General features: G+C 62.2%; 24 protein-coding genes, 1 other RNA gene and 1 riboswitch. Of the genes, 15 read left to right on the top strand and 10 right to left on the bottom strand.

Going from position 1 to position 26,629, the window contains the following annotated elements:
• Window positions 1-52: 52 nt before the first annotated feature.
• The 4 genes from ABCW42_RS14045 to ABCW42_RS14030 all read right to left on the bottom strand — a co-directional run bounded on the left by ABCW42_RS14045 (window position 53) and on the right by ABCW42_RS14030 (window position 8,156).
• Window positions 53-1,798 carry a DUF2142 domain-containing protein gene (locus tag ABCW42_RS14045; RefSeq protein ID WP_423181797.1) on the bottom strand — a complete coding sequence of 582 codons (1,746 nt, stop codon included), beginning with the start codon at window positions 1,796-1,798 and terminating at the stop codon, window positions 53-55.
• Window positions 1,795-2,814 (bottom strand): substrate-binding domain-containing protein, encoded by a 1,020-nt coding sequence (locus tag ABCW42_RS14040; protein ID WP_423181796.1) that lies wholly within the window; start codon window positions 2,812-2,814, stop codon window positions 1,795-1,797. Before ABCW42_RS14040 ends, ABCW42_RS14045 begins: the two co-directional genes overlap by 4 nt.
• A gap of 199 nt (window positions 2,815-3,013) precedes the next feature.
• Complete coding sequence (locus ABCW42_RS14035) at window positions 3,014-5,446, bottom strand: lysozyme (protein WP_423181795.1); 2,433 nt, start codon at window positions 5,444-5,446, stop codon at window positions 3,014-3,016.
• A gap of 265 nt (window positions 5,447-5,711) precedes the next feature.
• A complete protein-coding gene (locus ABCW42_RS14030; protein WP_423181794.1) occupies window positions 5,712-8,156 on the bottom strand; it encodes a polysaccharide deacetylase family protein in 2,445 nt (814 codons plus the stop codon).
• Between the two features lie 562 nt (window positions 8,157-8,718).
• Between ABCW42_RS14030 and ABCW42_RS14025 the strand changes: the two genes are divergently transcribed.
• The 14 genes from ABCW42_RS14025 (at window position 8,719) to ABCW42_RS13960 (ending at window position 20,259) form a co-directional block, all read left to right on the top strand.
• The gene (locus ABCW42_RS14025; protein ID WP_423184901.1) at window positions 8,719-9,942 is read left to right on the top strand and encodes a CpaF family protein; all 1,224 of its coding nucleotides are present in this window, start codon (window positions 8,719-8,721) and stop codon (window positions 9,940-9,942) included.
• Window positions 9,942-10,796, top strand: coding sequence for a type II secretion system F family protein (locus ABCW42_RS14020; protein ID WP_423181793.1), 855 nt, complete (start codon window positions 9,942-9,944; stop codon window positions 10,794-10,796). Before ABCW42_RS14025 ends, ABCW42_RS14020 begins: the two co-directional genes overlap by 1 nt.
• Entirely contained in the window at window positions 10,793-11,731 is a 939-nt protein-coding gene (locus ABCW42_RS14015; RefSeq protein WP_423181792.1) for a type II secretion system F family protein, read from the top strand. Before ABCW42_RS14020 ends, ABCW42_RS14015 begins: the two co-directional genes overlap by 4 nt.
• 179 nt (window positions 11,732-11,910) lie before the next feature.
• Window positions 11,911-12,114 carry a hypothetical protein gene (locus tag ABCW42_RS14010; protein WP_423181791.1) on the top strand — a complete coding sequence of 68 codons (204 nt, stop codon included), beginning with the start codon at window positions 11,911-11,913 and terminating at the stop codon, window positions 12,112-12,114.
• Between the two features lie 3 nt (window positions 12,115-12,117).
• On the top strand, window positions 12,118-12,537 hold the full coding sequence (locus ABCW42_RS14005; protein WP_423181790.1) for a TadE/TadG family type IV pilus assembly protein: 420 nt from the start codon (window positions 12,118-12,120) through the stop codon (window positions 12,535-12,537).
• Complete coding sequence (locus ABCW42_RS14000) at window positions 12,518-13,090, top strand: hypothetical protein (RefSeq protein ID WP_423181789.1); 573 nt, start codon at window positions 12,518-12,520, stop codon at window positions 13,088-13,090. The genes ABCW42_RS14005 and ABCW42_RS14000 overlap by 20 nt, the downstream gene beginning before the upstream one ends.
• 56 nt (window positions 13,091-13,146) lie before the next feature.
• Window positions 13,147-13,560, top strand: a complete 414-nt coding sequence (locus ABCW42_RS13995) for a pilus assembly protein TadG-related protein (RefSeq protein ID WP_423181788.1) — start codon at window positions 13,147-13,149, stop codon at window positions 13,558-13,560.
• Window positions 13,561-13,649: 89 nt separating this feature from the next.
• Window positions 13,650-14,765 carry a peptide chain release factor 2 gene (prfB, locus tag ABCW42_RS13990; protein ID WP_423181787.1) on the top strand — a complete coding sequence of 372 codons (1,116 nt, stop codon included), beginning with the start codon at window positions 13,650-13,652 and terminating at the stop codon, window positions 14,763-14,765.
• A gap of 163 nt (window positions 14,766-14,928) precedes the next feature.
• Entirely contained in the window at window positions 14,929-15,693 is a 765-nt protein-coding gene (gene ftsE, locus ABCW42_RS13985) for a cell division ATP-binding protein FtsE (RefSeq protein ID WP_133203964.1), read from the top strand.
• Window positions 15,690-16,604, top strand: coding sequence for a permease-like cell division protein FtsX (ftsX, locus tag ABCW42_RS13980; RefSeq protein ID WP_133203965.1), 915 nt, complete (start codon window positions 15,690-15,692; stop codon window positions 16,602-16,604). The genes ftsE and ftsX overlap by 4 nt, the downstream gene beginning before the upstream one ends.
• Before the next feature lie 83 nt (window positions 16,605-16,687).
• On the top strand, window positions 16,688-18,028 hold the full coding sequence (locus tag ABCW42_RS13975) for a peptidoglycan DD-metalloendopeptidase family protein (RefSeq protein WP_423184900.1): 1,341 nt from the start codon (window positions 16,688-16,690) through the stop codon (window positions 18,026-18,028).
• Window positions 18,029-18,093: 65 nt separating this feature from the next.
• Window positions 18,094-18,564, top strand: a complete 471-nt coding sequence (gene smpB, locus ABCW42_RS13970; protein ID WP_133203966.1) for an SsrA-binding protein SmpB — start codon at window positions 18,094-18,096, stop codon at window positions 18,562-18,564.
• 143 nt (window positions 18,565-18,707) lie between these two features.
• Window positions 18,708-19,076, top strand: a transfer-messenger RNA (tmRNA) gene (gene ssrA / locus ABCW42_RS13965).
• Window positions 19,077-19,230: 154 nt separating this feature from the next.
• A complete protein-coding gene (locus tag ABCW42_RS13960; RefSeq protein ID WP_423181786.1) occupies window positions 19,231-20,259 on the top strand; it encodes a S1C family serine protease in 1,029 nt (342 codons plus the stop codon).
• Window positions 20,260-20,289: 30 nt separating this feature from the next.
• Here the strand turns inward: ABCW42_RS13960 and ABCW42_RS13955 are convergent, their stop codons facing one another.
• Window positions 20,290-20,424: a hypothetical protein gene (locus tag ABCW42_RS13955; RefSeq protein ID WP_423181785.1), complete on the bottom strand. Its 135-nt coding sequence runs from the start codon at window positions 20,422-20,424 to the stop codon at window positions 20,290-20,292.
• A gap of 121 nt (window positions 20,425-20,545) precedes the next feature.
• On the bottom strand, window positions 20,546-20,914 hold the full coding sequence (locus ABCW42_RS13950) for a hypothetical protein (RefSeq protein ID WP_423181784.1): 369 nt from the start codon (window positions 20,912-20,914) through the stop codon (window positions 20,546-20,548).
• Window positions 20,915-21,054: 140 nt separating this feature from the next.
• Between ABCW42_RS13950 and ABCW42_RS13945 the strand changes: the two genes are divergently transcribed.
• The gene (locus ABCW42_RS13945) at window positions 21,055-22,500 is read left to right on the top strand and encodes an MFS transporter (protein WP_423181783.1); all 1,446 of its coding nucleotides are present in this window, start codon (window positions 21,055-21,057) and stop codon (window positions 22,498-22,500) included.
• Window positions 22,501-22,527: 27 nt separating this feature from the next.
• On the opposite strand, the gene ABCW42_RS13940 is transcribed toward ABCW42_RS13945, so the two are convergent.
• The 4 genes from ABCW42_RS13940 to hisN form a co-directional block, all read right to left on the bottom strand.
• The gene (locus tag ABCW42_RS13940; protein ID WP_423181782.1) at window positions 22,528-23,241 is read right to left on the bottom strand and encodes a metal-dependent transcriptional regulator; all 714 of its coding nucleotides are present in this window, start codon (window positions 23,239-23,241) and stop codon (window positions 22,528-22,530) included.
• 30 nt (window positions 23,242-23,271) lie between these two features.
• Window positions 23,272-24,048, bottom strand: a complete 777-nt coding sequence (locus ABCW42_RS13935) for a class I SAM-dependent methyltransferase (RefSeq protein ID WP_423181781.1) — start codon at window positions 24,046-24,048, stop codon at window positions 23,272-23,274.
• A gap of 49 nt (window positions 24,049-24,097) precedes the next feature.
• Window positions 24,098-25,510, bottom strand: a complete 1,413-nt coding sequence (locus tag ABCW42_RS13930; RefSeq protein WP_423181780.1) for an aminotransferase class V-fold PLP-dependent enzyme — start codon at window positions 25,508-25,510, stop codon at window positions 24,098-24,100.
• 35 nt (window positions 25,511-25,545) lie between these two features.
• Window positions 25,546-25,658, bottom strand: a riboswitch (SAM riboswitch).
• Between the two features lie 155 nt (window positions 25,659-25,813).
• Entirely contained in the window at window positions 25,814-26,626 is an 813-nt protein-coding gene (gene hisN, locus ABCW42_RS13925) for a histidinol-phosphatase (protein WP_423181779.1), read from the bottom strand.
• Window positions 26,627-26,629: the final 3 nt, after the last annotated feature.

Below are 26,629 nucleotides of genomic sequence, written 5' to 3'. Positions count from 1 at the left end.
GTCCGGCCAGGCATTGCCTGGCCGGACCCTTTACTTGTTTTGATAGGTGTTGTTACTGGACACCCTGGCGCTCGACGGCGTCCTGCCGCCGCAGCGGTTCGGCGACAGTTGCCGTCGCCGCCGGCCGACGCGTTACCCAGCGAAGCGCCCGGCTGGCACTGCTTGGGAGGAACGGCAGCCCGGGGTACAAGAACCGGTACAGCTGGGCCGCGGCAATGACGAGGGTAATCGCGAATAGCACGGTCAGGACTTCCCATGACAGCGGCGGCTGCCAGTCGGGCTTGGTGAACATCACCAGCCAGTTCGCGAAATCCGGAATGCCCACAACGTAGCGGCGCAGGATGTAAACAAAGCCATATACGTGGGCGGCACACGTAGCCCACAGAAGGATCTTGGTGAGCCTCCGGCTGATGAGGCTCGAGTGGAACTTCCGGAAGCGAAGGGCCAAACCGGCCGAAATCACCGCGATGGTGAACAGGGGCAGGCTGTACCGTCCTTGCCAGATGAAACCGCTGCTGGTCACGAGTGCCGCCTGCACCGCGGCAGGCACCACCGCGAGCATTCCGATGGCCGCCCAGAAACCGAGCTGCAATCGTGCCGGCCGCATGAGGAAGACCAACAGCACGAGGGCCATGAGCAACATGTTCCAGAAAATCAGGACCGCCTGCGGAACGGGAGCGTCGAGCCAACCCGCGACGCCGATGTACTGGTTCACGAAATCGAAGGACCTGTCCAACATGGTCACGAAAGCGTTGGTAGGGCGAAGGCCTTCCACAGCGTTGGATATGCCCGCGGGCGCTTCGCCAGCTGACGGAGGCGCCGCCAGCATGACGAAATTCCAGATGACACCGAGCGCCACCCCGATGGCGGACAGCCCCGCGACGATGAGCAGGAGGCGATTGCGGAAGATCGCGAGAATGTCGGCGCCTCGGAAGAAGAGACACGCGACGATCGCGCCGCACAAAAGCCACAACAGGGAAACGTTCCTTGTATTGGCCAAGGTGGCGGCCGAGATGCCGACGGCAAGGATCCCCGGCCGGGCGAGATGCAATTGCCGTGAATTTTCCAGCACGGATACCAAACCGCAGAACGCTGCCATCGAAGCGGCGACCTCAAGGGAGTTCGGATTGACACCCGTTGCGAGGAAGAAGACCATCGGCGTTGTGGCAATCGCCGCTGCAGCCATGGGCCACTTGGGATGGCGCAGCCTTGAGAGCGCCGTGAAGCCGGCTGCGTAGAACGCCGCGGACATGAGGCCGCTCACGATTCGCATGGCAAAGATGGCCGGCGCACCGGACATGAACAAGCTGGGCAGGCCAACGAACCAGTAGTAGAAGGGGTTGTACAGTCCGGCGGAGGTCACGCCAATGGTCGTGTAGGTGTCGCCCAGGGGGATGGCCGGCGCGCAGCCTGCTGGTTTTCCTTTGTCGAAAGCGAAGCAGCGCTGCGAATCGACATTGGCGATGAAGGACGGTACTTTCACGTGGACGCCGTTGCCGTAGGACTCGCCCGGGCCCGGGAAGAACTGGCCTCGTGCCACGGCGGCGGCCTTGATGGTGTGTGAAGGCTCGTCCGGATAGGCCATCAGGGGAGTGGCGAGGATCCACAGAGTAATCAGAGCCGCCAGCAACGCGAAGACCCGGATGAAGAATCCGAAACCGGCTTTGGTGGAGGGTGATACGTTCCGGGCCCGTGACCGCAAGCGGCCGGACCTGGGCACCGGCTGCGATGATGTAGTGCCGGTGGCTGTGCTTGCGTCCGTGCTTGTCGTAGCGGGCGTTGTTGCTTTTTCGATCATTGTTCACTCCCGATCTTGTCTATCAGGAGTGATGCGTCCTGCAAGGATTCTTCGCTTGGCGAGGCGACGCCTGCAAAGTAGGTCGAGGCGATCTGCCCGTCGGAGCCGACCACGAAGTCTGCCCAGGACCTGACGAGGGACGCAATCTGCCCGTTCTTGTACGTGCTGCAGAATGCCTGGTAGTTCACGTTTCCCAAGGCGTAGCCGCGATCAGTCTTGTCGGGAAGGCGGAATTCGACGCCGGTTCCTGAGGTTTTGGTGGTACCGTCCTGGACCGCGGCGGCTACGGAGTCTTTGGACATCCTCACGAAACCGCCGCCAAAGGACAGGAGTGCGGTGTCGAAGCGGGACCCCGATGCCGAATCCATGAAAGCTATGGCGCCCGCGGTGTCATCCACTTTCTTGGCGACGTCGCTGAAATTCTTGACCTCCTGGCCACCGGGAACTTTGGTCCATTTGTTCGTGACACCGCTGGTCCAAGCTGTCGATGTCGAGAGGTAGCGGGTGCTCGCGGTGGTCAGTGCGGACGCCGTGCTGGCGGTGACAGGCACGATGGGGGAGTCAGGCAGCGTTGATCCCGGGTTGACTGCGGCGATGGCGGGGTCGTTCCATCGGTTGATGCTGCCGGAGAAGATTTTGGCCAGTACTTCCGGGGAGAGCTTCAGGCTCCTGATGCTCGGCATGTTGAAAACGACGCCGATGGAGGTCACCGAGGTGGGGACGCTGAAGGCTCCGCCCGGGCCGCATTGTGCCTTGGTCGAATCTTGCTGTTGCGCCGTCAGCGGTGCGTCGAGCGCCGCGTAGTATGCCTGGCCGGTCTCCAAGGCATTGAGTCCTACATCGGATCCATCCGGCGAGTAGCTCAAGGACGTCGCGGGGTAGGTCTTCCGCCAAGCACTTGCCCAGGAGCCGATCGGATCGCTTTGGATGGGGCTTCCGATCGCGGTGAGTGCACCGCGGATGTCCTGTTGCTTTGCCGGGGGACTGGCACAAGCGGCCAAACTGATGCCGAGCAACAGAAGGCATCCTGTCGCTCGGCGAATCGACCGATGATGCACCGGGGGTCCTTTCGATTACAGGTATAGCTGAGACTTGCGTCTTGATAACCCTAACCGTTGAAACGCCCCACGCCTGAATCAGGTGGGCCGGAACCGGCTTGATTCAGGCGTGGCATCCTGATGGACGCGGACGACGGTTATCGATCCGCCACAGCGCCTAGTAGTTGAGGGACTGGCAGCCGAGGAGCACGTTGCCTGAGCTGAACTGGGCGATCCCGATTCCGTAGGTGCAGACCGTATACCGGCCCCGCTGGGTGATGGGGACCAGGGTTGAATAACCGTGGTTTCCAGTGATGTTGAAGGCGTTGTTCACGTCCGGCCGTGCGCCGTTCGCCGTGAAGACGTAGCCCGTCCGGGTCCCGTCCGGGTACGTGACGTAGGTGTGAACCGGCGTAGACGTTCCCGGCACTGCGGGATCATAGGTCCATCCGGTTGCCTTCACGTTCGCCTGTCCGGACACCGTGACTATTCCGACGGAGTCGAGGTACCCGTTGGGGCTTGGCGTGTTGCTCACTTGGATAGTCATGCAACCAAGTGCCGTGTTGCCGGATGCGAGGGGAGCGACGGGGATCCCGTAGGCGCACGCCGTATAGGTACCCGTGGTGCTGAGCGGCAGCGATGCCGTGAAACCGTGATTTCCGGGAATTCCAAAGGCGTTGTTCAGGTCCGGGCGGGACTGGTTCGCTGTGAAGGCCGTCCCGACGTTCGATCCGTTGGGAGCCTGGACGTAGATGTGCACGGGAATGCTGGCAGCCGTGTTGGTGGGATCAAATGCCCAACCGGTTACCACAAGGCTTGCGGCGCCCGGAGCCTGGTTGATCCGGATCGAATCGTAGTACCCCTTCGGCGGCGGGTTTGATCCGACGCTGATGTCTTTGCAGCCCAATGCAGTGTTGTAGTACTGCCCGATGGCGTACATGCACACGTGGTAGTTTCCGGCTTTGCTGAGGCTGATTGATTTATCGAAACCGTGGTTGGAGCCGAGGCCCGTCACGTTTCCGACGTCCGGTCGTGAGGTGTTGGCCGTGATGCGGTAGCCGGTCGTCTGGCCGCTCGGGTCGGTGACGTAAGCGTCGGCGAAGGAAGCCGTGCCGGAGTTGGCGCGGTCGATGGCCCATCCGGTCACGCGGAGGGAGACATCGGTAGGAGTGCGGACCTGGGTCAGCGAATCGAAGGAGCCGATAGGTGGCTCGACGCCGGAGGCCTGGAGGGTCTTACAGCCAAGGTCGACGTTCCCGTTGATACTTACGGCTGTGGCGCACACCTTGTACGTGCCGGATTTGGTGATCAGGATGTTGTTGTCAAAACCGTGTGCCGGCCCGTAGCCGAAGGCAGCGTCGACGTCGGGCCGGTAGCTGTTGGCCGTGTAGGAATACGTGTTCGTCGCGTTGTTGGGATCGGTCACCGAGATATTCACGGGAGTGGACACCCATGGCCGGGCGAGGTCAACCGACCAGCCGGTGACCCTGAGGTATGCGGAGGTGGTGTCCCGGACCAACGACACGGAATCGAAGGAACCCTTCGCGGGATTTCCAGCGAACATCTGCAAGGATGCGTAGTCTCCGTTCCAGACGTTCGAATCGCCGGCGAACGGTCCGGTGCTGCTGTATTGCCAAACGCTGAATGTGGACCAGTTCGTTGGCGTTCCGATGGCCGTGTTGGTGGTGTACGAGGCGATCCAGAGGGGGTAGTCGCTGAATCCGGTCGCGTCGCCCGTGCACGTCTGCCACCAGTCCGTCGTCGAATAGATCATGGGATACCGGCCGGTCAGAGAGCGGACGGTGTCGCCGAAGTTGTGGATCCAGCTGACCATCGCCGACGGCGACATCCCGTAGCAGCTGTTGGTTCCCACGTAGGAAGGCGCGTACTCGATGTCGAGGACCGGGGGCATCGTTGCCCCGTCCGAGCTCCAGCCGCCGCCGTTCTGGACGAAATAGTTCGCCTGGTCCGCGCCCGAGGACCAGCTGGGGATCGCGAAGTGGTAGGCGCCGCGGATCATCCCGACGCTACGCGCGCCTGAGTACTGAGATGCGTAGGTAGGGCTCGTGTAGTAGTTGCCCTCAGTTGCCTTGACGTAGGCGAAGCGGGCTCCCATGTTCCACTGCCCCTGCCAATCGACGGACGGCTGGTAGGAGCTGACGTCGAGGCCCTGGATGCCGAACGGAGGCGTCCAGGTGCTTTGCGCCGTGAGGAGGCCCTGCACGCGCGGTGAGCGTTGGCCCATTTGCGCACCGCCCGGTCCGGCGGCCTTGCGCATGACGGCTTTGCGCTCTTCATCGGTCTGGCTCGTCGGGCTGGGCGACGGCGTCGGCGCCTGTGTCGTCGGTGCTGCCGGCGCCTGGGTGGTGGGTGCCGCCGTCGTCTGCTGTCCGCTAGCAGGCGCCACTGTTGGCGACGGTGACGGCGTTGCCGCGGAAGTCGCCGTCGGGCCCGGGACAGTGGGGGACGGCGCAGGGGTTGTTGGTGACGCCAACGCCGTCGTTGCCGAAGACAGAAGGACCATTGCCCCGCAAACCGCGGTTATCGCGATATCACGAACGCGGCGCGCCCTGATGGTGGAGGGAGAGGCATTAAATTTGGTGGTCTTCATTCTTGGCTCCACACGAGATTACCGGCACCCGGTGGGGGCGGCACGTGAACAATCCGCCCGTACAAAAACCGACGGCTGGCTATTGGTAAGGCTAAATCCGAAGCCCACCATAACATCCATGTGCAAGGTGATGCTAATGTGGTCAATGGGATTTTTGTGACCAGAGGGGCGCAAAAATCCAGCATTCCGCTTGGACGCAAAAACACTTCCGCCCTGGGCCGCGGTTGCGGTCCAGGGCGGAAGTTTTTACCTCAGATGAGGACTGTCAGGGGATGAAGTAACCCGAGACATCCGCGATGAGTTGTGCTGTGCCGTTTGACGCATTGAACAGGCTCACCTGACCGTTTGTACCGGTAGGTATCGTCACGAGGTTCGGAACGATCTGGCCTGTCGCGTAGTTCAGGTTGGACGCGTTCGGCACGGCCGCGGCGCCGGACGGGTATGCCGTCACGAATCCGAACGACGACGGGTTCGCCACCGTGAGGTTGAAGATGACGCCACCCACCGTAGCGGGAACACCGCTGACGCCGCCTACCTGGAACGATGCGGTCCCGTTAGGTGCCACCGGAGCGGCTCCGTTGCGGGTGTCGAGGAACCTCGTCGGGTTGATCGGCTGGAAGGCGCCCGAGACGGTTGCCGCGCCGCCACCCAGGTAATAGCCGGAGACGTCGGCGATGAACTGGGCAGTTCCCGTAGGCGAGCCGTTGAACAGGGTGACCTTACCGTCCGCTCCCACCGGGACTGTCACGCTGTTCGGCACGATCTGGTCCTTGGCGAAGTTCAGGTTCGACGCGTTCGGCCGGTTGGTGCCCGACGCGTACGCTGTGGCGAAACCGAACGACGTCGGGTTGGCCACGGTGAAGTTGAAGGTCACCGCGGAGACGTTGGCCGGGATGCCGCTGACGCCGCCGACCTGGAACGAAACCGTCCCAAGTGGAGCTACCGCGACACTGTTGCGGGTATCGAGGAACCTGCTTGGCGTCATCGGTTGGAATTCACCGGGTGAACTCGTAGCCGCCGGAACATAGTACCCGGAGACGTCCGCGATCAATTGCGCACTTCCCTTGACGGATGCGTTGAGGAGCGTCACCTTTCCGTCCGAACCCACTGGCACAGTCACGAGGTTAGGGACGATCTGTCCAGGCGCGTAGTTGATATTCGACGTGGCAGGTGGCGTGGTGCCAGACGCATACGCCGTCACGAAACCGTTCGACGTCGGGTTGGCTACCGTCAGGTTGAAGGTCACCGCGGAGGCGTTGGCAGGGATGCCGCTGACGCCGCCAACCTGGAACGATACCGTGCCGTTGGGTCCTACCGCCGCACTGTTTCGGGTATCGAGCAGGCGCGTGGGAGTCATCGACTTGAACGTGCTCGCCACCGAGGCCGAGTCGTACAGGGCGTAGTCGTCGGTAGTCAGTGTGCCGTTGCTCAGGAGGTTGAGGCCCATGCTGATGGCGCTTGCTCCGGCCGGAACGGCTGGCGAGGTCCACGTCGCTTGTGTCCAGTTCGTCGCGGCTGCAAAGAGCGGGCTGGCCGTCCAGTATGTCCATGTGCCTAGGCCGGTCCTGTAATACAGCTCGAATTGGGTCGAGGCGGTCGACTTATACCAGGCGGACATTTGGTACGTGTGGCCCGGCGTCGCGCTTGGAGCACATTGGCCAAGGTCCAATGTCGGCAAGAGCTTGGCGTCGCCGTCCACGTAGCCCGTCGTCACCATTTGTTCGGCGACGTTCCCGGTATGGCCCGGGCTGACGCTGGTGAAAGTAGAGGTCTGCGTTCCATAAGAACCAATGGCAAAGCAGTAGGGCAATCCGCTTGCCACAGGACCGGCAGTTTCCAGGCTCGGGTTCTGGATCAGGTTCCCGACCGTGATCGGCGGCGGTGCCGCAGGTCCGTTCACGAGGGGCTTGTCTACGTCCAGGTTTGGATTCGTGGGATCCGGGAATTGCGATGCCATGACCTGGCTGACCGTCTTGACCACGATCCGGCCAGCGGCCTGCTCGGTGACAAGCCAGTCCACATAGGCCTGGAAATTCGCCGTGGTGACCGTCAGAGGATCCGTCGTCGAATCAAAGTGGTGGAACGTCAACTGGACCCAGCCGCCACCGGCTTCGGCCTGCGTGACCACGGCCTGCATGTCACTCACAGCCCAGGTGTTGTCCACCTCGTCCGGGGCCTTCGTGAAGTAGAGGTCCGCCGTCGGTACCGGCAGCGTTTCCGCTACATCGGTCAGGGTCGGGGCTGCCTTGCTCTTCAGGTCGCCGAGGCCACGCGCGCTGTTGTAGCCGCAATCCGCCGCCGTTTGCTCAACCGCGGCGGTAGCAGACGCAAACGGGTAGGCGAAGTTCGTCACCCTGAAGCCCATGTTCGTCAAGTTGACACGGTCATTGCAAATCTGCCGTTTGACTTCGTTTGCGTCCATTTGGGCAAGGTCAGGGTGCGTGACCGTGTGTCCGGCAATCTCGTTTCCTGCTGATTGGAGGGCAAGCGCCTGGGCCGTGGTCATGTAGGTCGGCGCATTCAGGTAACCGGAAGGGAGGAAGAACGTTCCGTGCATCCCTTTCGAGTTCAAATAGTTCGCTGCCGCGACTTGATCACCGTTGGCATCGTCAAAAGTCAACGTCACCACGAGCGGACCCGCTGCTTGCGCCGGTTGCGTTATGAGTGCCGCGTTGAAAAGCGTTGCCAATAGAAGCGCGGCCGCCCCCATGGCAGCCGCCTTTTTCGAAGGCCTCTCCGGGCCTCCATCGGGGTGCCCCCGCCCACTGCGGGAAGCCACCATCCACTTGTTTTGCATCCCAAGTCCGTTCGTCGCGCCCGCAACTTGACTGGTGAGACCTTCAGTGCTGCGCGCCCGCCGCACAAATGGAGTTCCCCAGCACTCATCGTGGCTTTTTTACTATTCTGGAATATCCGGCATGCACAACGTGTGGAACGGGCCTAATTCGCCTGTTTTCGGAGCACGGTGTAACCGCCGATGTCCTGACGGTACGAGCGCGTTTAAAGGGTGTCAACACTCGTATTTAACCGCGCACAACACTCGAGTAGTCGGTAAATATCCGGGTGATTTCGTGGATGGGACGATGCGTGGGCCACCACAAAGCGATGTTTGGAAGTTCCTGTGCAAACTCGGGGCTTTGGCTAAATGCTTGCTGAGCACAAAGTTATCCACAAGGACGAAAAATGACTTGGTTCTCTGCAGCACCCTCACCTAACGTTAAACCCATTGACGATTTTTGCGGCGCCCAGGTGCCTGTCGTATTGGGGGAATGATGGATGCATTGCGCATCGTCGAGGATGAAGTACGCGAGTTGATCCGCCGGCGCGGATTGGATCCGTCCAACCAGGCCGCCGAGGTACACCGCCTCGTCGAGGCAGCCGTCGGCGATTATGACGAACGTGCCCTGCTGGGGACCTTGCCGCCCTTGGGGCACATGGACAACGCCCGTAAGCATGTGTTCGACGCCGTTGCTGGATTCGGGGCGCTCCAACCGCTGTTGGACGACCCCACGATCGAGGAAATCTGGCTCAACGCTCCTAACGAGGTCTACGTTGCGCGCAACGGTGAATCCGAACTGACATCCGTGAGCCTGAGCGAGCAGCAAGTCCGCGACCTCGTGGAACGGATGCTCAAGAGTTCGGGACGGCGCCTGGACCTGTCTTCCCCCTTCGTCGATGCCTCCCTGCCGGATGGTTCACGGCTTCACGTCGTCATTCCCGACGTGACCCGCCGGCATTGGGCCGTCAATATCCGCAAATTCGTGGTCAAGGCGAGCCGGCTCGAACATTTGGTGGACCTCGGAACGCTCACGCCGCAGGCTGCCCGGTTCCTCGGAGCCGCGGTGGCAAGTGGCTTGAACATCCTTGTCTCCGGGTCCACCCAAGCCGGAAAAACCACCATGCTCAATTGCCTCGCGGCAAACATCGGCTCCCGCGAACGGGTTGTCACTGTCGAAGAGATTTTTGAGCTTCAGTTTCCGTTGCGCGACGTCGTCGGCCTTCAATGCCGCCAGCCGAACTTGGAAGGCCACGGCGAGATTCCACTACGGCGGCTCGTCAAAGAGGCCCTTCGCATGCGGCCTGATCGCCTCGTCATCGGCGAAGTCCGCGAAGCTGAAAGCCTCGACATGCTGATTGCTTTGAATTCCGGTCTTCCCGGGATGTGCACGGTCCACGCCAACTCGGCCCGCGACGCCGTAACAAAGATCTGCACATTGCCGCTACTCGCGGGAGGCAATATCTCCAGTGCCTTCGTCGTCCCGACGGTCGCGTCATGCATAGATCTCGTAGTGCATTGCAGCCGGTACGGTGATGGACGGCGGCAAGTCACGGAAATCTTGTCCCTTGGCCGACGCGTGGAAAACGGCATCATTGAATCCTCGACCGTCTTCGCGATGCAGGACGGGCAACTCCAGCCGTTAGCACATTCGATGCCCGCAATGGAGAAGTTCTCCAAGGCCGGCTTCGATGTCGCCGCACTTCTAGGGCAGCATTGATGGCGCCCTTGCTCGGAGTCCTCTGCGGCCTCGGAATGTTCCTCATATGGTGGTCCACGTGGGAACAACCTCCCGTTGCCGGGAAGGAAGCAAAAGCGAAGCGCCTGGAAGTCCTGCTGCTCACGGCGGGAATCGAGAAAGTGAGCAGCCGTGGCTTCATCGCTTCCTGCCTGGGACTGGGACTGTTCACCATGTTGGTGGTCTTCATCATGACTGCTTCACTCCCGATATCCGGGTGCTTCGGACTCTTCGGTACCTGGTTTCCGTTGGCTCTCGTCAGGTGGAGGGCACGAAGGCGGGCCGCCACGCTGCGGGGTTTGTGGCCGGACATCGTTGACCACTTGCGCTCGGCCATACGGGCAGGACTTTCGCTGCCGGAAGCCCTCATCCAGCTCGGAGACAAGGGCCCGGTTGAATTACGGGGACTGTTCCGAGAGTTCGCTGCCGACTATCGGGCAGGTGGCCACTTCGACTCGTCCCTTGGCAGGCTGAAGGAACGGTTGGCCGATCCCGTAGCCGACAGGATTATTGAAGCGTTGAGGATAACCCGCGAAGTGGGAGGATCCGACCTTGGCCGACTATTGGGCACTCTCGCCGACTTTCTCCGCGAGAGTGCCCGAACGCGGAGCGAGCTGGAAGCCCGGCAATCGTGGACCATCAACGCAGCACGCCTTGCGGTAGCAGCCCCCTGGATTGTTTTGATCCTCCTCGCCAGCAGGCCGGAAGCCGTCGCAGCCTACAACTCGCCAACAGGAGTCACCATCCTCGCCGGCGGACTCCTGGTTTCCGCCATCTCCTATTGGGCAATGCTGCGCATCGGTTCCCTTCCCGCGGACGGGAGGGTGCTTCGATGACCGCGCTTGTCGCCATGACCGCCTTCGTCGGGCTGGTTCTTGGAGCCGGCCTGTGGCTTGTGTTGATTCGTATGCCGTTCATGCGTGCAATACCTTTCTCGGAACGCATCGAGCCGCAGCTCAAATCGCAGAACGTCGAATCCCGGCTGCTGGCATCGCCTTCGGAGATCGCGCCTTTCGGACCGCTCGAACGTATCTTGCGGCCCGTGTTTCAGGATGGGCGCCGATATTTGGCGCGGTTCAGCTTCGACATCACCGCGCTGAACAAGAGACTCGCAAGGGCAGGTTCCGGCAAGGCAGCGTTGGACTTCCGGGCCGAACAACTGCTCTGGGCGGCGGGCGGTTTCGTCTGCGGCCTCTTCGCTGTAATCTTCGGTGCCGCAGCCGGACGCTTCAGCCCGTTTCCAGCGGTTGCGGCCGTGCTCGCGAGTACGATCGCCGCATTCCTTGTCCGTGACTATCTCCTCGGAGTACAGATCAAGCGCCGCGAACGCCACATGCTGGCGGAGTTTCCGGCACTCGCGGAACTGATGGCTCTCGCCGTCGGTGCCGGGGAGAGCCCGGTTGGTGCCCTCGACCGCGTCTGCGCAACAGCTCGCGGCGAGCTGGCGGGAGAATTTGCGCTGGTCCTGGCCGCCACGAGATCGGGAAAGCCCCTTGTCGAGGCTCTCCAGGACTTTTCCGGGCGGACCGACCTCGGCCCGCTCGGCCGTTTTGTGGATGGTGTCGTGGTAGCGATGGAGCGGGGTACCCCTTTGGCGGACGTATTGCGTGCCCAGGCTTCCGACGTTCGGGATTCCGCAAAACGCGAGTTGATGGAGTCAGCAGGGCGAAAGGAGATCGGAATGATGGTGCCGCTGGTTTTCGGCGTCCTGCCGCTGACTGTGATCTTTGCCATTTATCCGGGATTGGCGGTTTTGGACCTTGGATTCTAATGCGCCTTTCGAGTGGGGTATTTTCTTGCATGGCGTCCATTAGGACCCATTTTAATTGTATGAAAAGAAAATGAATAGGCATCCGTTCGCGGATATCTAAAAACACGCAAATTGGGGGAATAATGAAGAATTTCAACCGTGTCCGAGTAAGGACGTCAAACTTTCTTTGGTTGTGGTTTATGAAATTCTGGCTATCGTGTCGACTGGGCAAGGCAGTCGCGCAAAATGGAACGCCACCTGAAGACCATCGGGAAAGGGGCGACGTCCCGGGCTGGGTCATGATCACATTGATGTCCGCAGCCCTCGTGGCGGGCCTGTTGGCTCTCGCGGGTCCCGCCCTCGAGGGGCTCTTCAACCAGGCCATAAGTAAGGTCGGAAAGTAGCCCATGCCGTTCCACGCAGGTAGTGAGGTGTGCGGCGCTGCGGGGCCAGCGCGATGCAATGAACGGGGATCCGCCGTGGTGGATTTTGTCCTCGTGGGAGGACTGCTCACGGCATTCTTCCTCGCCGTCATTCAGTTGACCGTGGTTCTCCACGTGCGCAACACACTGATCGACGCGGCGTCGTCAGGCGCCCGCTACGGCGCGCTTGCGGACCGGACCCCGGAGGACGCGGCTGCGCGGACGGCGGAGCTGATCGGTGCCGCCCTCAACCCGGAATTCGCCCGGGACATTTCGACGTCGGAAGCCGGCTTTCAGGGAACCAGGATGCTGGAAGTCACGGTCAGGGCGCCCTTGCCTGTGATCGGGCTGGTTGGAGCCGGCTTCGCGTTGGAGGTGAAAGGACATGCCGCGGTTTTCGACTGACGGTGCAGGGGCCAAGCATGCAGTTCAAGTCAAGCTCCGGGCCCGGGCTGAAGCGGCAGCTCGTGCCGTTCGTGTGCGGTGCCGGGCGGCGCTATGCCTGCCGATCTCCGGCGTCAGTGAGGGTGAGTGCGCCGCCCGATCATCCGAACGAGGAAGCGCTACCGTCGAATTTACGTTCCTCGCGCTGCTCCTGATGGTTCCCGTTGTGTATTTCATCGTCACCATCGGGCAGATCCAGGGCGGGTCCTTCGCCGTGGTCGGTGCTGCGGACCAGGCGTCAAAGGTGTACGTGACGCGCGACGATCCGCAACAAAGCCGCCTCGCAGCCGAACAAGCGGCCATGCTGACCCTTTCCGACTACGGGCATCCGGCCGAGCGGGCTTCGGTAGACGTCACATGCGCCCATGAAGATTGTCTCGCGTCCGGCGGCACCTTCACAGTGACCGTCAAACTCACAGTGCCCCTGCCGATGGTGCCGTTTGGAGATTCGCTGAAGCTGGATGCCGCGCACCTGAATGCGTCGGTAACCCAGGTGGTTGGACGGTTCCGATGAGGCGACGGCGAACCAGGACCCATGCCGGCGGGGATCTCGATGGGGAAGAAGGGCAAATGATGGTTTTGATCATCGGGTACGTGGTCATTGCCCTCTTGCTCGCTGTTGTGGTGGCGGCTGCCTCCGCGGTGTATATCGAGCACAAGAAGCTGCTTTCCGTGGCAGACGCCGCGTCGGTCGCCGCCGCCGACAGCTATGCCCTCGGCGAGGTGGCAGGAGGAGCCGGAACCCCTTCGGCGGTACTGAAAAGCGAACGGGTGCGAGGTGTCGTGGAGTCCTATTTGGCCAGGGACGGCACCCATTCCCGTTTCGACCGGCTGGCCATCGGCGATGGCACCGGAAGCCCCGAAAGTGCCACGGCCGAGGTGGTGCTGAAGGCCGTTGCCCATCCGCCCGTCGTCGGCTTCTTCCTGCCTGAAGGCGTAGTGGTGGAGGCCCGTTCCACGGCACGCGCCCGCCTGACAAGATAGTGTGCGCGCGGGGCCAGGGTAGTGCAGGGCGTCACGCATCCGGTGAGCGCGCCACGCCCGGGCGGTCGATGGCGTACTCTGGAACAACCATGGCTGAGATTGATTTTCCCGCAGAAATCCGCGCGCTTCGTTCCACTTACAGCTCGATCGAGCAGGTTTCCGACGTCGAGAAGCTTAAGGAAGAGATCGCTGAACTCAGCGAGCAAGCGGGCGAACCGAACCTATGGGACGATCCTTCGTCCGCGCAGGTGATCACCTCCAAGTTATCCCATCGCCAGTCCGAACTCGACCGGCTCAACAAGCTGGCCGGCCGCATCGACGACCTTGAAGTCCTTGTCGAGCTTGGCCAGGATGAGGGCGATGACGCTTCCATCGCCGAGGCCACAGCGGAACTGGACTCCATCCGCAAGGCGCTCACGGAACTCGAAGTGGTGACGCTGCTGTCCGGTGAATACGACGAACGCGAAGCCGTCGTCACCATTCGGGCAGGCGCGGGCGGCGTGGATGCCGCCGACTTCGCCGAGATGCTCTTGAGGATGTACCTGCGCTGGGCAGAACGCCATGGCTATCCCACCACCGTCATGGACACGTCGTACGCCGAAGAAGCCGGCTTGAAATCGGCCACCTTCGAGGTCAAGGCGCCTTACGCTTTCGGCACCCTCAGCGTCGAGGCCGGAACGCACCGTCTTGTCCGTATCAGCCCCTTCGACAACCAAGGCCGGCGGCAAACCTCGTTCGCCGCCGTCGAAGTCATCCCGCTGATTGAACAGACCGACTCGATCGATATTCCGGATAATGAGATCCGCGTCGACGTCTTCCGTTCCTCCGGCCCGGGTGGACAATCGGTCAACACCACCGACTCGGCAGTGCGCTTGACGCACATTCCCTCGGGAATCGTGGTGTCGATGCAAAACGAGAAGTCCCAGCTGCAGAACCGCGCGGCAGCCATGCGTGTCCTCCAATCCCGACTCCTTTTGCTTAAGAAGGAGCAGGAAGACGCAGAGAAGAAGGCCCTTGCCGGGGACGTGAAGGCGTCGTGGGGTGACCAGATGCGTTCGTACGTCCTCAACCCGTACCAGATGGTCAAGGACCTGCGCACCGAGCACGAAGTGGGCAACACCTCGGCAGTGCTCGACGGCGACATCGACGACTTCATCGACGCCGGCATCCGCTGGCGCACGGGAAACCGGAACAGCGAAGGCTAGTCGGCCCCGCCCGATTGGGCGACACACCGGGCGAAGCCCCGCGATTCCGATGCGGTGCGTGCGTATAGTCGAAGAGCCGGCGCTCATCTTCCCCCATCGATAGCCCGCGTGCTGGCGGTTGGACTCGTCGAGCGCGGCACGTCCGGCGGGGTTCTGAAGAGCCATGATCCGATTTGAGAATGTCACAAAGGTCTACGACCCCAATGCCCGGCCTGCGCTGGATTCAGTAAGCCTTGAGATTGATCGGGGCGAATTCACTTTCCTCGTTGGAGCCTCAGGCTCCGGCAAGTCGACGTTCCTCCGACTCATCTTGAAGGAAGACCGGGCGACCTCCGGCTCGGTATACGTCGCCGGCCAGAACGTGGCCAACATTTCGAGTTGGCGGGTTCCCAAGCTTCGCCGCGGAATCGGCGTCGTTTTCCAGGACTTCCGCTTGCTTCCGCAAAAGAACGTCTTCGCCAACGTCGCCTTCGCCATGCAGGTGATCGGCAAGAGCCGCGGCATCATTCGCGAGACTGTACCTGAGGTACTGAAGACTGTGGGACTTGAAGGCAAGGAACGCCGCATGCCGCACGAGTTGTCCGGTGGTGAGCAGCAGCGCGTCGCCATCGCCCGCGCGGTCGTCAACCGTCCCGGCATCCTGCTCGCGGACGAACCCACTGGCAACCTGGACCCTATTACATCGATGGGAATCATGGGCGTGCTCGACAAGATCAACCAGAACGGAACCACGGTGGTGATGGCCACCCACGACGACGATATTGTGAACGAGATGCGCAAGCGTGTTGTGGAACTCAAGAACGGCGTCGTTGTCCGCGACGAAGCCAAGGCCCTCTACACCTCGATGATTCCGGTAGTTGGCGAGTCGCGGCGATTGAAAGACGCGAGCGAAGCCGAACTCGACCGTGCGCAGGGGGTGCAGCAGTGAGGCTCGCTTTCATCCTCGGCGAGATCGGCAGCGGTCTGCGCCGGAATCTTTCCATGGTTGTGTCCGTGGTGCTGGTGACGTTCGTGTCGCTGACGTTTGTTGGCGCAGCCGGCATGCTCCAGCTGCAAATCAACCAGATGAAGGGCTACTGGTACGACAAAGTCCAGGTCGCGATCTTCCTTTGCAACGATTCCTCGACGGCGACCGGTTGCGCCTCGGGCGCGGTCACCAAGGAACAACAAGACAACCTGGCAAAAATGCTCGACTCGCCCGCAGTGAAGCCGTACATCAGCGACTACCAGTTCGAGTCCCAGGCGGACGCCTTCAAGCACTTCAAGGAGCAGTTCTCAAACTCTCCCATTGTCGATTCGGTGACCCAGGATCAGCTTCCGTCGTCCTTCCGGATCAACATGAAGAACCCCGAGAAATACCAGATCATCAGCGAGACGTTCTCCTCCCAGCCGGGCGTGGAGACCGTAAGCGACCAACGGCAAGTCCTCGAACGGATCTTTGAGTGGATGAACGGCGCATCCGTGGCTGCCATGGTGGTGGCCGCCGTCATGATTTTCTGCGCTGTCCTGCTCATTACCACCACCATCAGGTTGTCTGCCTTCAGCCGGCGACGGGAGACGGGCATTATGCGGCTCGTAGGAGCATCGAAGACGGTCATCCAATTGCCCTTCATACTGGAGGGCGTCATCGCCGCGGTGGTCGGAGCGTTACTGGCGTCAGGCACGTTGTGGCTCGTGGCCCAATTCTGGCTAAATGGTGACTTGTCCAGGCAATTCCTCAATACGCCGTTCATATCCTCCACGCAGGTCCTTGTCATAGCGCCGGTCCTGATTGCGCTGGGCGGCGGCTTGGCGGGAATCTCCTCACTCCTGACCCTTCGCCGATACCTCAAGGTGTAGCCATGAAAGCGATGATTCCCGACACGCAGCCCGAGAGCCGTCGATACCGCACGGTGGAACAACTGCGTGTGGTGAGCGGCCGCATGAAGTTCGCGGGGTCTGTACTGGCGATTGCCTTGGCCGCGAGCCTCGGTACCGCGCCCCTGGCGCATGGCGACGACCTCGACGATCAGCAGGCGGCGCTCAATGCGGAATCCGCACGCGTGCAGCAGTCTTTGGAATTCGTCGACGCCAACATCGCCAAGGCGGCAGGGGACCTCGTGGTCTACCAGGGCCGTTTGCCTGGTGCGCAGCAGGCCCTTCTTGAGGCGCAGGGCCGCGTCGCCTCCGCCGTAAAGGAAGCCGAAGCCCTCGCAGCGCGCCTGGACCTGGCACAGCAAAGCAAGGCGAAGATCACCGAGCAACTGGAGAACGACAAGCAAAAGATCTCCGACACGAAGAAACTCATCGGACAAATTGCGGCCCAGGCGTACAAGTCCGGTGGTGTCCCGACCAACGTCGCACTGCTGTTCGGCTCAAACGACACCGGCAATTTCACCGACACCATGGATCTCGCCAATCAGGCAATGCGCAGCCAAAACGCGGCGATGACCAAACTGACCCAGCAGAGCGCCACGAACGTCAACTCGCAAGCCCGCCTGGCCGCCGTCGAACAAGAGATCAGCGATCTCAAAGCCAAAGCGGATGCTGCGTTGGAGAAGGAAAAAGCGGCCCGTGACGATGCCGCCGCAAAGAAGGCCGAGGTGGACAAGCTCATCGCCGACACCACCCGCCTCAACAGCCAACTGCAAGCGGCCAAACCTGGAATCCAGGCCCAGCTGGCCCAAGTGAAGGCGCAACAGGATGCGGTAGCGGCGGAGATTTCCGAGCGCGACCGCAAACTTCGTGAAGCATGGCTGGCCGAGCAACAGCGCATCGCTGCAGCCGCGGCCGCAGCAGCAGCCGCGGCGGGCCAAGCAGCGCCGGCGCCTTATGTACCACCTGCGAGCAATCCGCGCTCGAACTTCGGCCTGATCCACCCCGTGCCCGCGAACATCCCGATCACCTCGGGATTCGGCTGGCGTGCGACGCCCCCGGGAACCATCGATTTCTACGGCCAGGGCGGCTACATGCACACCGGAATCGACTTTGGCGCGCCGTGCGGTACGCCCGTCTATGCCGCGGCCGCAGGTACCGTATTTTCGGCCGGTTGGGGCAACGACGGCGGCGGTAACCGGGTCAAGATTTCCCACGGAGTCATCAACGGCGACTCCCTGACTACGGTCTACTACCACAACACCAGTGTGGTGGTTTCTTCTGGCCAGCAAGTCAGCCAAGGCCAACTCATTGCGTACTCGGGCACCACCGGAAACTCAACTGGCTGCCACGTGCACTTCGAGACCTGGGTCAATGGCCAAGCCGTCGATCCCATGGGCCTTCTGTAGACGCATTCTTAAGGATTCCGTTGGCGTAGACTAGGGGGATTCTTCAACTATCAAGGAGTTCTACCGTGCCCAAGGAAAGTGGCCGTAAGGTAGTGGCCACCAATCGCAAGGCCCGGCATGACTACCACATATTGGATACCTACGAGGCCGGAATAGCCCTCATGGGAACCGAAGTAAAGTCATTGCGCGAAGGGCACGCGTCCATGGTCGATGGATTTTGCACCTTCTACAACGACGAATTGTGGATGGAGAGTGTCCACATCCCCGAGTACAACCAGGGGAGTTGGACCAACCATGCCGCCCGCCGCCGTCGGAAGCTGTTGCTCCATCGCGAGGAGCTGAACAAAATCTCCGGCAAGATCCGCGAAAGCGGCCTCACTGTGGTCCCGCTCCAGCTGTACTTCCTTGACGGGCGCGCGAAGGTTGAGATCGCCTTGGCGCGAGGCAAGAAAGACTATGACAAGCGCCAGACGCTGCGCGAGCAGCAGGACAAGCGCGAATCGCTGCGGGAATTGCGGGAGCGGAACCGCCGTTAAGGCCGGGCACGGGAAACGGACACGCCCGTAGCCAGGTTTGGAATGTTCACGTGCGCTCATGCGTTATGATGGTTAACCCGGCAGGGAAGAACAGCGGATTGCTTCCGGCAAGTCGTTGGCCTGCAGGATTGGTAACAAAATACGGGGATGATCGGTTTCGACGATGTTAGTCGCGACAGGTGAAGCGGGCCGAGGATGCAGAATTATCTCGTAAACGCTGTCTGCAAACCAATAAGTGCCAACTCTAAGCGCACTGACTTCGCTCTTGCTGCCTAAGCAGTAAGACAGTCCGTCAGCCCGAGGTTGCTATTGCCCCGGTTCCTGGCGTCATTTAAATAGCCACTGCTGTTTGCCTTCGTCATCGAGGCAGACGGGACTCTTAGATGACTGGGCCCGGATCAGCCACCTGTTCGCAGGATGGCTGGGGCCGAGAAAATCCGACGCGAACTGCGCCCGGAGAAGCCCTGACAACACGACATCGGACGGGGGTTCAATTCCCCCCATCTCCACATTTGAAACACCCCCGGTCATCGGACCGGGGGTGTTTTGTTTTCCGGGGTCCCTGGCGCAAGGAATCCGATCGTTCACCCACGGCGTACCCGGGAACGGACTAACGGTGGCCCGTGATTCGTTGATATAGACACCACCGGTTACAGGAGGTGCACCATGAGCACGATGCCCGAACAAGCCCTTCCCGAAGACAGCCCGGGCGCCCCGTTGGACGGCGCCCCGTTGGACGGCGCCCCGTTGGACGACGACCTGTTGGATGCCTATTCGCGGACGGTCATGCGCGTCGCGGAGTCAGTCACCCCGCACGTGGCGGCTTTGGAGATGAGCAGCGCACGGAGGAACGGCCAAGTGAGGATCGGCAGCGGTTCCGCCGTCGTTTTTACGGGCGACGGTTTCATGCTGACCAACGCCCACGTCGTTTCCGGACTTCAGACCGGAAGGGCGATTTTCGCCGACGGGACGCATACCGACGTCGAGCTCGTCGGAGCGGATCCGCTCTCCGACCTTGCCATCGTCCGGGGGCACCACACGCCGACGCCCGCCGCCCTGGGCGACGCGGAAACCCTGAGGGTGGGTCAACTGGTCATAGCGGTGGGCAATCCGCTGGGCCTGGCGGGATCCGTAACGGCCGGTGTGGTCAGTGGCCTCGGACGATCGATCCCGGTGCGCTCCGGACGGCACAGCCGCGTGATCGAGGACGTCATCCAGACGGACGCCGCACTGAACCCTGGTAATTCCGGGGGAGCGCTGGCGGACACCCGCGGCCGGATCGTTGGTATTAACACCGCCATTGCCGGCCTGGGCCTGGGGCTTGCTGTTCCCATCAACGCCACGACCCAACGCATCATTGCCGCGCTCCTTAAAGACGGACGCGTGAGGCGGGCATATTTGGGCCTGGTGAGTACCCCGATTCCCTTGGCTGCGAGTGCCGTCATACGGACGGGGCAGAAGGAAGCACTGCGGGTGGTGGAAGTCATCGCCGGGTCCCCGGCCGAACGCGCCGGATTGATGGCGGGCGATCTCGTCTTGAGCGCGCAGTCGCGAGCGGTATCGAGTGCCGAAAGCCTGCAGAAACTCTTGTTCTCGCAAGCGATAGGGGAACCGTTCCCGCTGACGGTCCTTCGTGACGGGAAGGTCCTCGCGATCGTAGCCGTTCCCAGCGAGATGACCGACGGCGACGCATAGAGCAGCCGGGGCGATCGGCCCCGGCTGGCGCTACTTCTTCCGCAAACGGGCCACGGGATCCGCGGCGGCGTCGGTGTCGTGCTTCGCACGCTTCACGGCCCGCTTTTCCTTGATGGTCTTGATGCTTTTCTTCATCTCGTGCTGGTGCGGCGCTTTGTCAGGCATGTCATGCTCCCTAACTACGGATCTTCATTGAAGACCCTGCAAAGAGGGCCCTGAAGGACCCTCTCCTTGTAAGCTACGCCTGTTTTGGCCGAAAGCAACCGGCCTCCAACCGCCCTGAGCGTCAGGAATCAGCCGGGACGTCCACGATGCCCACGAACCTCGAACCGATCCCCTCGAACTCGCTCCGGACTTCTCCGGGCAGCACTCCCGGAACTTCACTATCACGGTGGTGTCCGCAGAAGACATAGGTGAATTCCGGCCACCACTTCTTGGGGCGGGCAGCCTCGGCGTAGCCGCACACCACACAGTTGAGGTGCACCCAGACAGGCCTCTTCCCCGTGCGGTTTGCACGTGACTGGACCAGCCACGCGGGCGGACTGTCCTGCAGTTCAGTAAGCTCGGCCTGCGACAACCTGGCGGGAATTCCGTGGCGCTGCGCCATTTCAAGGGGAATGTCGAGGGCTATGGCGGCGTCACGTCTACTGATCACCTTTCAACGATACGGGACTCCCGGCCGTCGCCGGTCCCGGGTCGCTCGCCCGGCGCGTGGCCGCCGGTCCGAGAGCCGGCACCGGCCCCGGGGAACCGGTGCCGGATCCGCCTCGTCCCCGGTAGGCGTAGGCTGTGCTCATGACCGATGCAGCGGCCCTGCTGCCAAGCACTCCGCTGCAAAAGCGGGTCCTTGTCGTGGCTATCGTGGCTTCCTTCATTGCCATCCTTGACGGCTTCGTGGTGAACCTAGCTCTCCCCGCGATCGGCCGTGAGCTTGGCGGCGGGCTCGTGATCCAGCAGTGGGTAGTCGATGCCTACCTGCTGACCCTGGGCGCGCTGATTCTGGTTGCTGGTTCGTTGTCCGACCACTTCGGCCGCGCCCGGATCCTTGAGTGGGGACTTGCCGGCTTCACCTTGACCTCCGTCACGTGCGGACTCGCGTGGAACGGTGAAGTGCTGGTGGTGTCGCGTGCGCTGCAAGGAATCGCCGGGGCGCTGTTGGTTCCGAGCTCGCTCGCCATGATCGTGACCTTTTTCTCCGGCCCGGCGCAGTCCAAAGCGATCGGCCAGTGGTCCGGCTGGACGAGCGCGGCGGCCATTGTTGCGCCGTTGATCGGGGGAGCGTCCGTCGACCTGCTCTCCTGGCGGGTCATCTTTTTCATCAACGTAATTCCAGCCGCCGCCGTGTGGCCCATCCTGATGGGCCTGCGGAAGTCCGACGCAGAGACGGACACCAGCAAGAAGATCGACTACCTTGGCGCATTCCTGGCCATGCTTGGACTGGGCGGCCCGGTATACGCCTTCATCGAGCAAGGACGGATGGGTTGGAACAACATGCTCGTCTGGATCCCGCTCGTGATCGGGGCCATTGCGTTGGCGTTCTTCCTGGTCCATGAAGCCAGGACGCCGGCACCGATGCTGCCTTTGCGGCTTTTCGGCATCCGCAACTTCGGCTGGGGGAACCTAGCAACCCTTGCCATCTATGGGGCGCTGTCCTTTGGCTTCTTTTCGGTGGGCATCTACCTCCAGCAAGTGGGCGGCATGAAGGCCACGACGGCGGGGATCGCCTTGTTGCCTTCCACCCTCCTCCTGATGCTGACTGCGTCCTTCTTCGGCGGCCTCGCCGGCAAGTACGGGCCCCGCTGGTTTATGGCGGCCGGACCGTTCATTTGCGGAATCGGCTTCCTCATGACGCTGACCGTCCAAGACCCGCTGAACTACTGGACGCAGGTCCTGCCGGGGCAGATCGTCTTCGGCATCGGACTTAGCACCTTGGTGGCACCCCTCACCGCAGCGATCCTTGGCGCCGTCCCTACCGAGGAAGCTGGGATCGGGTCTGCCGTGAACAACGCGGTTGCGCGCATCGCGGGTTTAATCTGCATCGCGTTCGCGGGCCTCATTATCGGACCGGTCTTCACCCGCCAGGGTCTCTACAACGCGGTGATCGTCACGGCGGTGCTGTTCTTCATCGGGGCCACGGCTTCCGCCGTCGGGATCCGCAATCCTGTACTGGGAGCCCCGGTGACGGAAGCTGCGGAAGGTTCGGGGCCCGACGACGGCGGGTCGGCTGCCCAGCGGGCGTGACCCGAAGTGGTCCAAACGCGAGCGGGATCAGCGTCCTGCGAGGACGCACCCTTCGTGCTCGATGTCCGTGGCGACCCAGAGAGCCGAAGTCACTTCGTCGCCGAGGTCGTAGTCCCGGCTTTCGCCGCCATGCGCGATCCGGACCACGAGCGCGCCACCGAACGGCTTGCGCCCGATGACCTCTATTTTGGCGTCAAGGTCGATTTCCTCAGCGGAAAGATAACGCAGGAGTTCGGGGTTCTCGTCGCTGATCCGGGTGATCTTGCCCGAATGGCCGTCGTCGAGCTCGATCATCCTGTGTGCATGCGGGAGGTTCACTGAACCGTCGGCCGCCGGGATAGGGTCCCCGTGCGGATCGCGGGCCGGGTTGCCCAGCTTTGCGGCCATCCGCTCAATGAAAGTATCCGTGACGGCATGCTCGAGCATCTCGGCTTCGTCATGCACTTCATCCCAGCTGTAGCCCAACTCGCGGACGAGGTACGTCTCAATCAGGCGGTGCCTGCGCACCATGCCCAGGGCGAGTTCCATTCCCTGCGGCGTCAACGTTATGGCGCTATAAGGCTGGTGGTCCACGAGGCCTTGGTCCTTGAGCTTGCGGACCATCTCGGAAACCGAGGAATTGGCCACGCCCAAGCGCTGTGCGAGCTGGGAGGAAGTGATGGGCTTGTCCTGCCACTCCGTGAAGGAGTAGATGACCTTGACGTAGTCCTCGATCGAGGAGGAGGGCGCACTGGTCTTCACGCTTCCAAGCCTATCGTGAACCGTCACTTCTCAGGCTTTCCGCGCCCGCCAGCTCTGGGTCAGATACGGGAGCATGAGCACATCGCCGTCGACGTGGCCGAGATGTTCGAAGAGGTACCACTGGAGATTGCCCATGACCTTGGCTCGCGTGACGTCGTTGGCCCTCAAGTAGTAGCTGCGCGACTTCACCAATTCGAGGAGATCTTCTGGCGTCACGGGATCCTCCCAGCGGGTCAGGTGGCTCTCGAGCGCCGTGAATTCAGGTCCTATCGCTGGCCGGAAGTCCGGTTTGTGGACGTCGCCGGCGTGCATGATACGGGACAAACGGTGAACCCACGGCACGGAGGTATCCAATTGGTTCCAGACCAATCCGATCACGCCTCGGGGCCGAAGGATGCGGGCCGCTTCCCTGCTGGCCGCGAGGGGGTCGAACCAGTGCCAGGCTTGGGCAACGCTGACGACGTCGAATGCTGAGTCCGCCAGTCCAGTTGCCTCGGCTGTTCCCTCCAAAGCGTTCACCTGCGGGTACGCCTTCCGGAGCTGGGCGAGCATGTCCGAGGACGGGTCCACGGCGGATACCGCCAGTCCGCGCTCCACGAGGAGGGCGGTGAACTTTCCGGTGCCGGCACCGACGTCGGCCGCATCATGCGCACCGTCCGGTATCAGCCAGTCGGCGGAATCCGCGGGGTACCCGGGCCGGACGCGCTCGTAGTGCTCGCCGCCGTCCTGGAAGCTTTGGCCGAGTTCGAGGCGTCGTTGCTCAAAGAGCTTAGGACCGGTTGATGTGCCTTTGGGTCGTGGAACCACCCAGGAACTCCTTCGTGGGGCGTGGAAATACCCTACGAATCTACCTCAATCAGTCAGTGCTGCAGGGTGCGGCGCCGGCGGTCCCCGGAGTGTTCGGGGCCCATTCAGGGTAGCTGCGGTGGTCGTTTGCCGGCACCCAGCGGCCTGCATCAACCACGTAGTCCCAGCCAAGGCCGTCGCTCTTGAGCGCCTTTATTCCGGCAATGAGCCGCGTGGCGTCCTCCAAACGCGAACCGACGCCGAAGCTAGCCCGCAGGGATCCGGACGGAAGGCCGAGCCGCTTGAGCAGGGGATGCGCGCAGAACCGGCCGTCACGCAGGCCAATTCCATGCTCTGCCGCGAGGTACGCCGCGACAAGGCCGGCGTCGTAGCCTTGCAGCGAGAAGTTCACCACGCCGATGGTGTCGGCGGGGTCGGTATCGCTGAAGATCTGGTGGACGGTCACGCCGTCGATTTCCTTGAGGCCGTCGATCAAGTGCGTGCGGATGTCGGCTTCATGGGCGTGCCATTCGTCGTTGTCGAGGCTGGCGATGACCTGGGTGGCCCGCGCAAGCGTAGCGGCGCCGAGGACGTTCGGCGAGCCACCTTCGTGCCTCGCGGGTCCCGTGGCCCAGCTGACGGAATCAAGCCGCGCTTCGCGGACAGCTCCGCCGCCGGCGAGGTGAGGGGTACCGGCGTCGAGCCAGTCGGGGCGGCCCACCAGGACACCCGAGCCGAACGGTGCGTAGAGCTTGTGTCCGGAGAACACCAAGTAGTCGATGTCCGCCGCGGACACATCAATCCGGCGGTGCGGCGCGAGCTGTGCCGCGTCAACCACGATTCGCGCGCCAAACTCGTGCGCAAGCTCCGCCAACGCCTTGATGGGCAGGATTTCGCCGGTCACATTCGAGGCGCCGGTGACGGCAAGGAGGCTGACTCCGCCCTGGGCGAGTGCAGCGCGGACGTTGTCTACGGTCTCCGCCAAGGTTTCCGCCGCGATAATGCTACGGTGCGGAACTCCTTGCCACGGGAGGAGATTGGCGTGGTGTTCGATGTCCAGGTACAGGACTTCGCCAAGGTACCGGCCATCTTCCGCAGGCAAGCAACCAGCCAGGAGGTTGAGGGAATCCGTGGTGTTGCGCGTGAAGATGACGGAGTCGTCCGGACGTCCACCGACGAATTCGCGCACGATGTTGCGGGCGTTCTCATAGACGGAAGTGCTGATTTGCGAAGCGTAGCCGGCACCGCGGTGCACGCTCGCGTAGTACGGAAGGATCTCGTTCAGGTACGCCGAGACTATTGTCAGCGCAGGAGCTGAAGCACCGTAGTCAAGGTTGGCGTACCGGACATGGCCGCCTTGGATCAGTGGAGCCTGCAACTCAGCACCTGTAACGGCGGCCAGCGGGCGGGCCGCGGGGGATTCGACGCTGGAAAATGCTGAAGCAGCGGCGATGACGGGAGAAGTAAACGTAGCTGTGCTCATGGAACCTCACTCAAGAGGGACCCCTGGTGACAGGGGATCCGCGCTTGCCGTATCCGTTCCGGACCGGCCGGGTCGTCACCCGGGGCACCCCGCCGCGACGGAGGGTTGCCGGCCAGCAAACCGGGGTTTCACGCTGGCACTCGTGACCTGTAAAGAGACTAGGACACGGGCGCGGAGGGTTCCAAGGCGGTTCGTATTGTTAAGCGGATATTACGATCGCCGAAAAAACGCCGTTCCGTCGAAGAAAAAGTGGCGGACGCCCCGAAAAAGGGACGTCCGCCGTCGAATATTCAGCAAACCCGATTAGAGGAGATCGTCGATTTCCGGATTGAGCCGCTTGAGGACTTCCGAATGGAGGATCGAATTGGTGGCCACGGCATTGCCGCCGAAAGGCCCGTCAGCGCCTTCCAACGAGGTGAAGCGCCCGCCGGCTTCCGTGACGATCGGCACCAACGCGGCCATGTCGTACAGCGCGAGTTCGGGTTCGGCGGCAATGTCCACGGCGCCTTCGGCCACGAGGCAGTAGGACCAGAAGTCGCCGTATGCGCGGCTGCGCCAGACGTCCTTCTCAAGACCCAGGAAGTTGTCCAGCGAACCCTGTTCCTTCCATTCGGAAAGCTCGGAATAGGACAAGGAAGCGTCCTCCAAGCGAGACACATTGGAGACCTTGAGCCGCGTGGCGGCTGCGAGCGAGCGGCCCATGTAAGCGCCCGAACCCTTGGCGGCCCACCAGCGCTTGCCGAGCGCGGGCGCGCTGACGAGCCCCACCACCACTTCGCCTTCGTCCACGAGGGCGATCAGCGTTGCCCATACCGGCACCCCGCGTACGAAGTTCTTGGTCCCGTCGATGGGATCGATGATCCAACGCCGTGAGCCGTGGCCGCTGCTGCCGAATTCTTCCCCGATGACGGCATCGCGCGGACGGGAACGGGAGAGCTGCCCGCGGATCGCTTCCTCGGCTGCTTTGTCGGCGTCAGTGACAGGGGTCAAGTCCGGTTTGGTCTCGACCTGCAGGTCCAGGGCCTTGAAGCGCTCCATGGTCAGGGAATCGACGGAGTCCGCCAGGACATGGGCAAGCCGCAGGTCGTCGTTGTAGCTCGGATCGGGTTGGGTCATGAT

The sequence above is a fragment of the Arthrobacter sp. NyZ413 genome (assembly GCF_049390645.1).
Classification (GTDB): domain Bacteria; phylum Actinomycetota; class Actinomycetes; order Actinomycetales; family Micrococcaceae; genus Arthrobacter.
The sequence above is the reverse complement of the archived record's forward strand: the minus strand, read 5'-3'. Positions and strand labels throughout refer to the sequence as shown.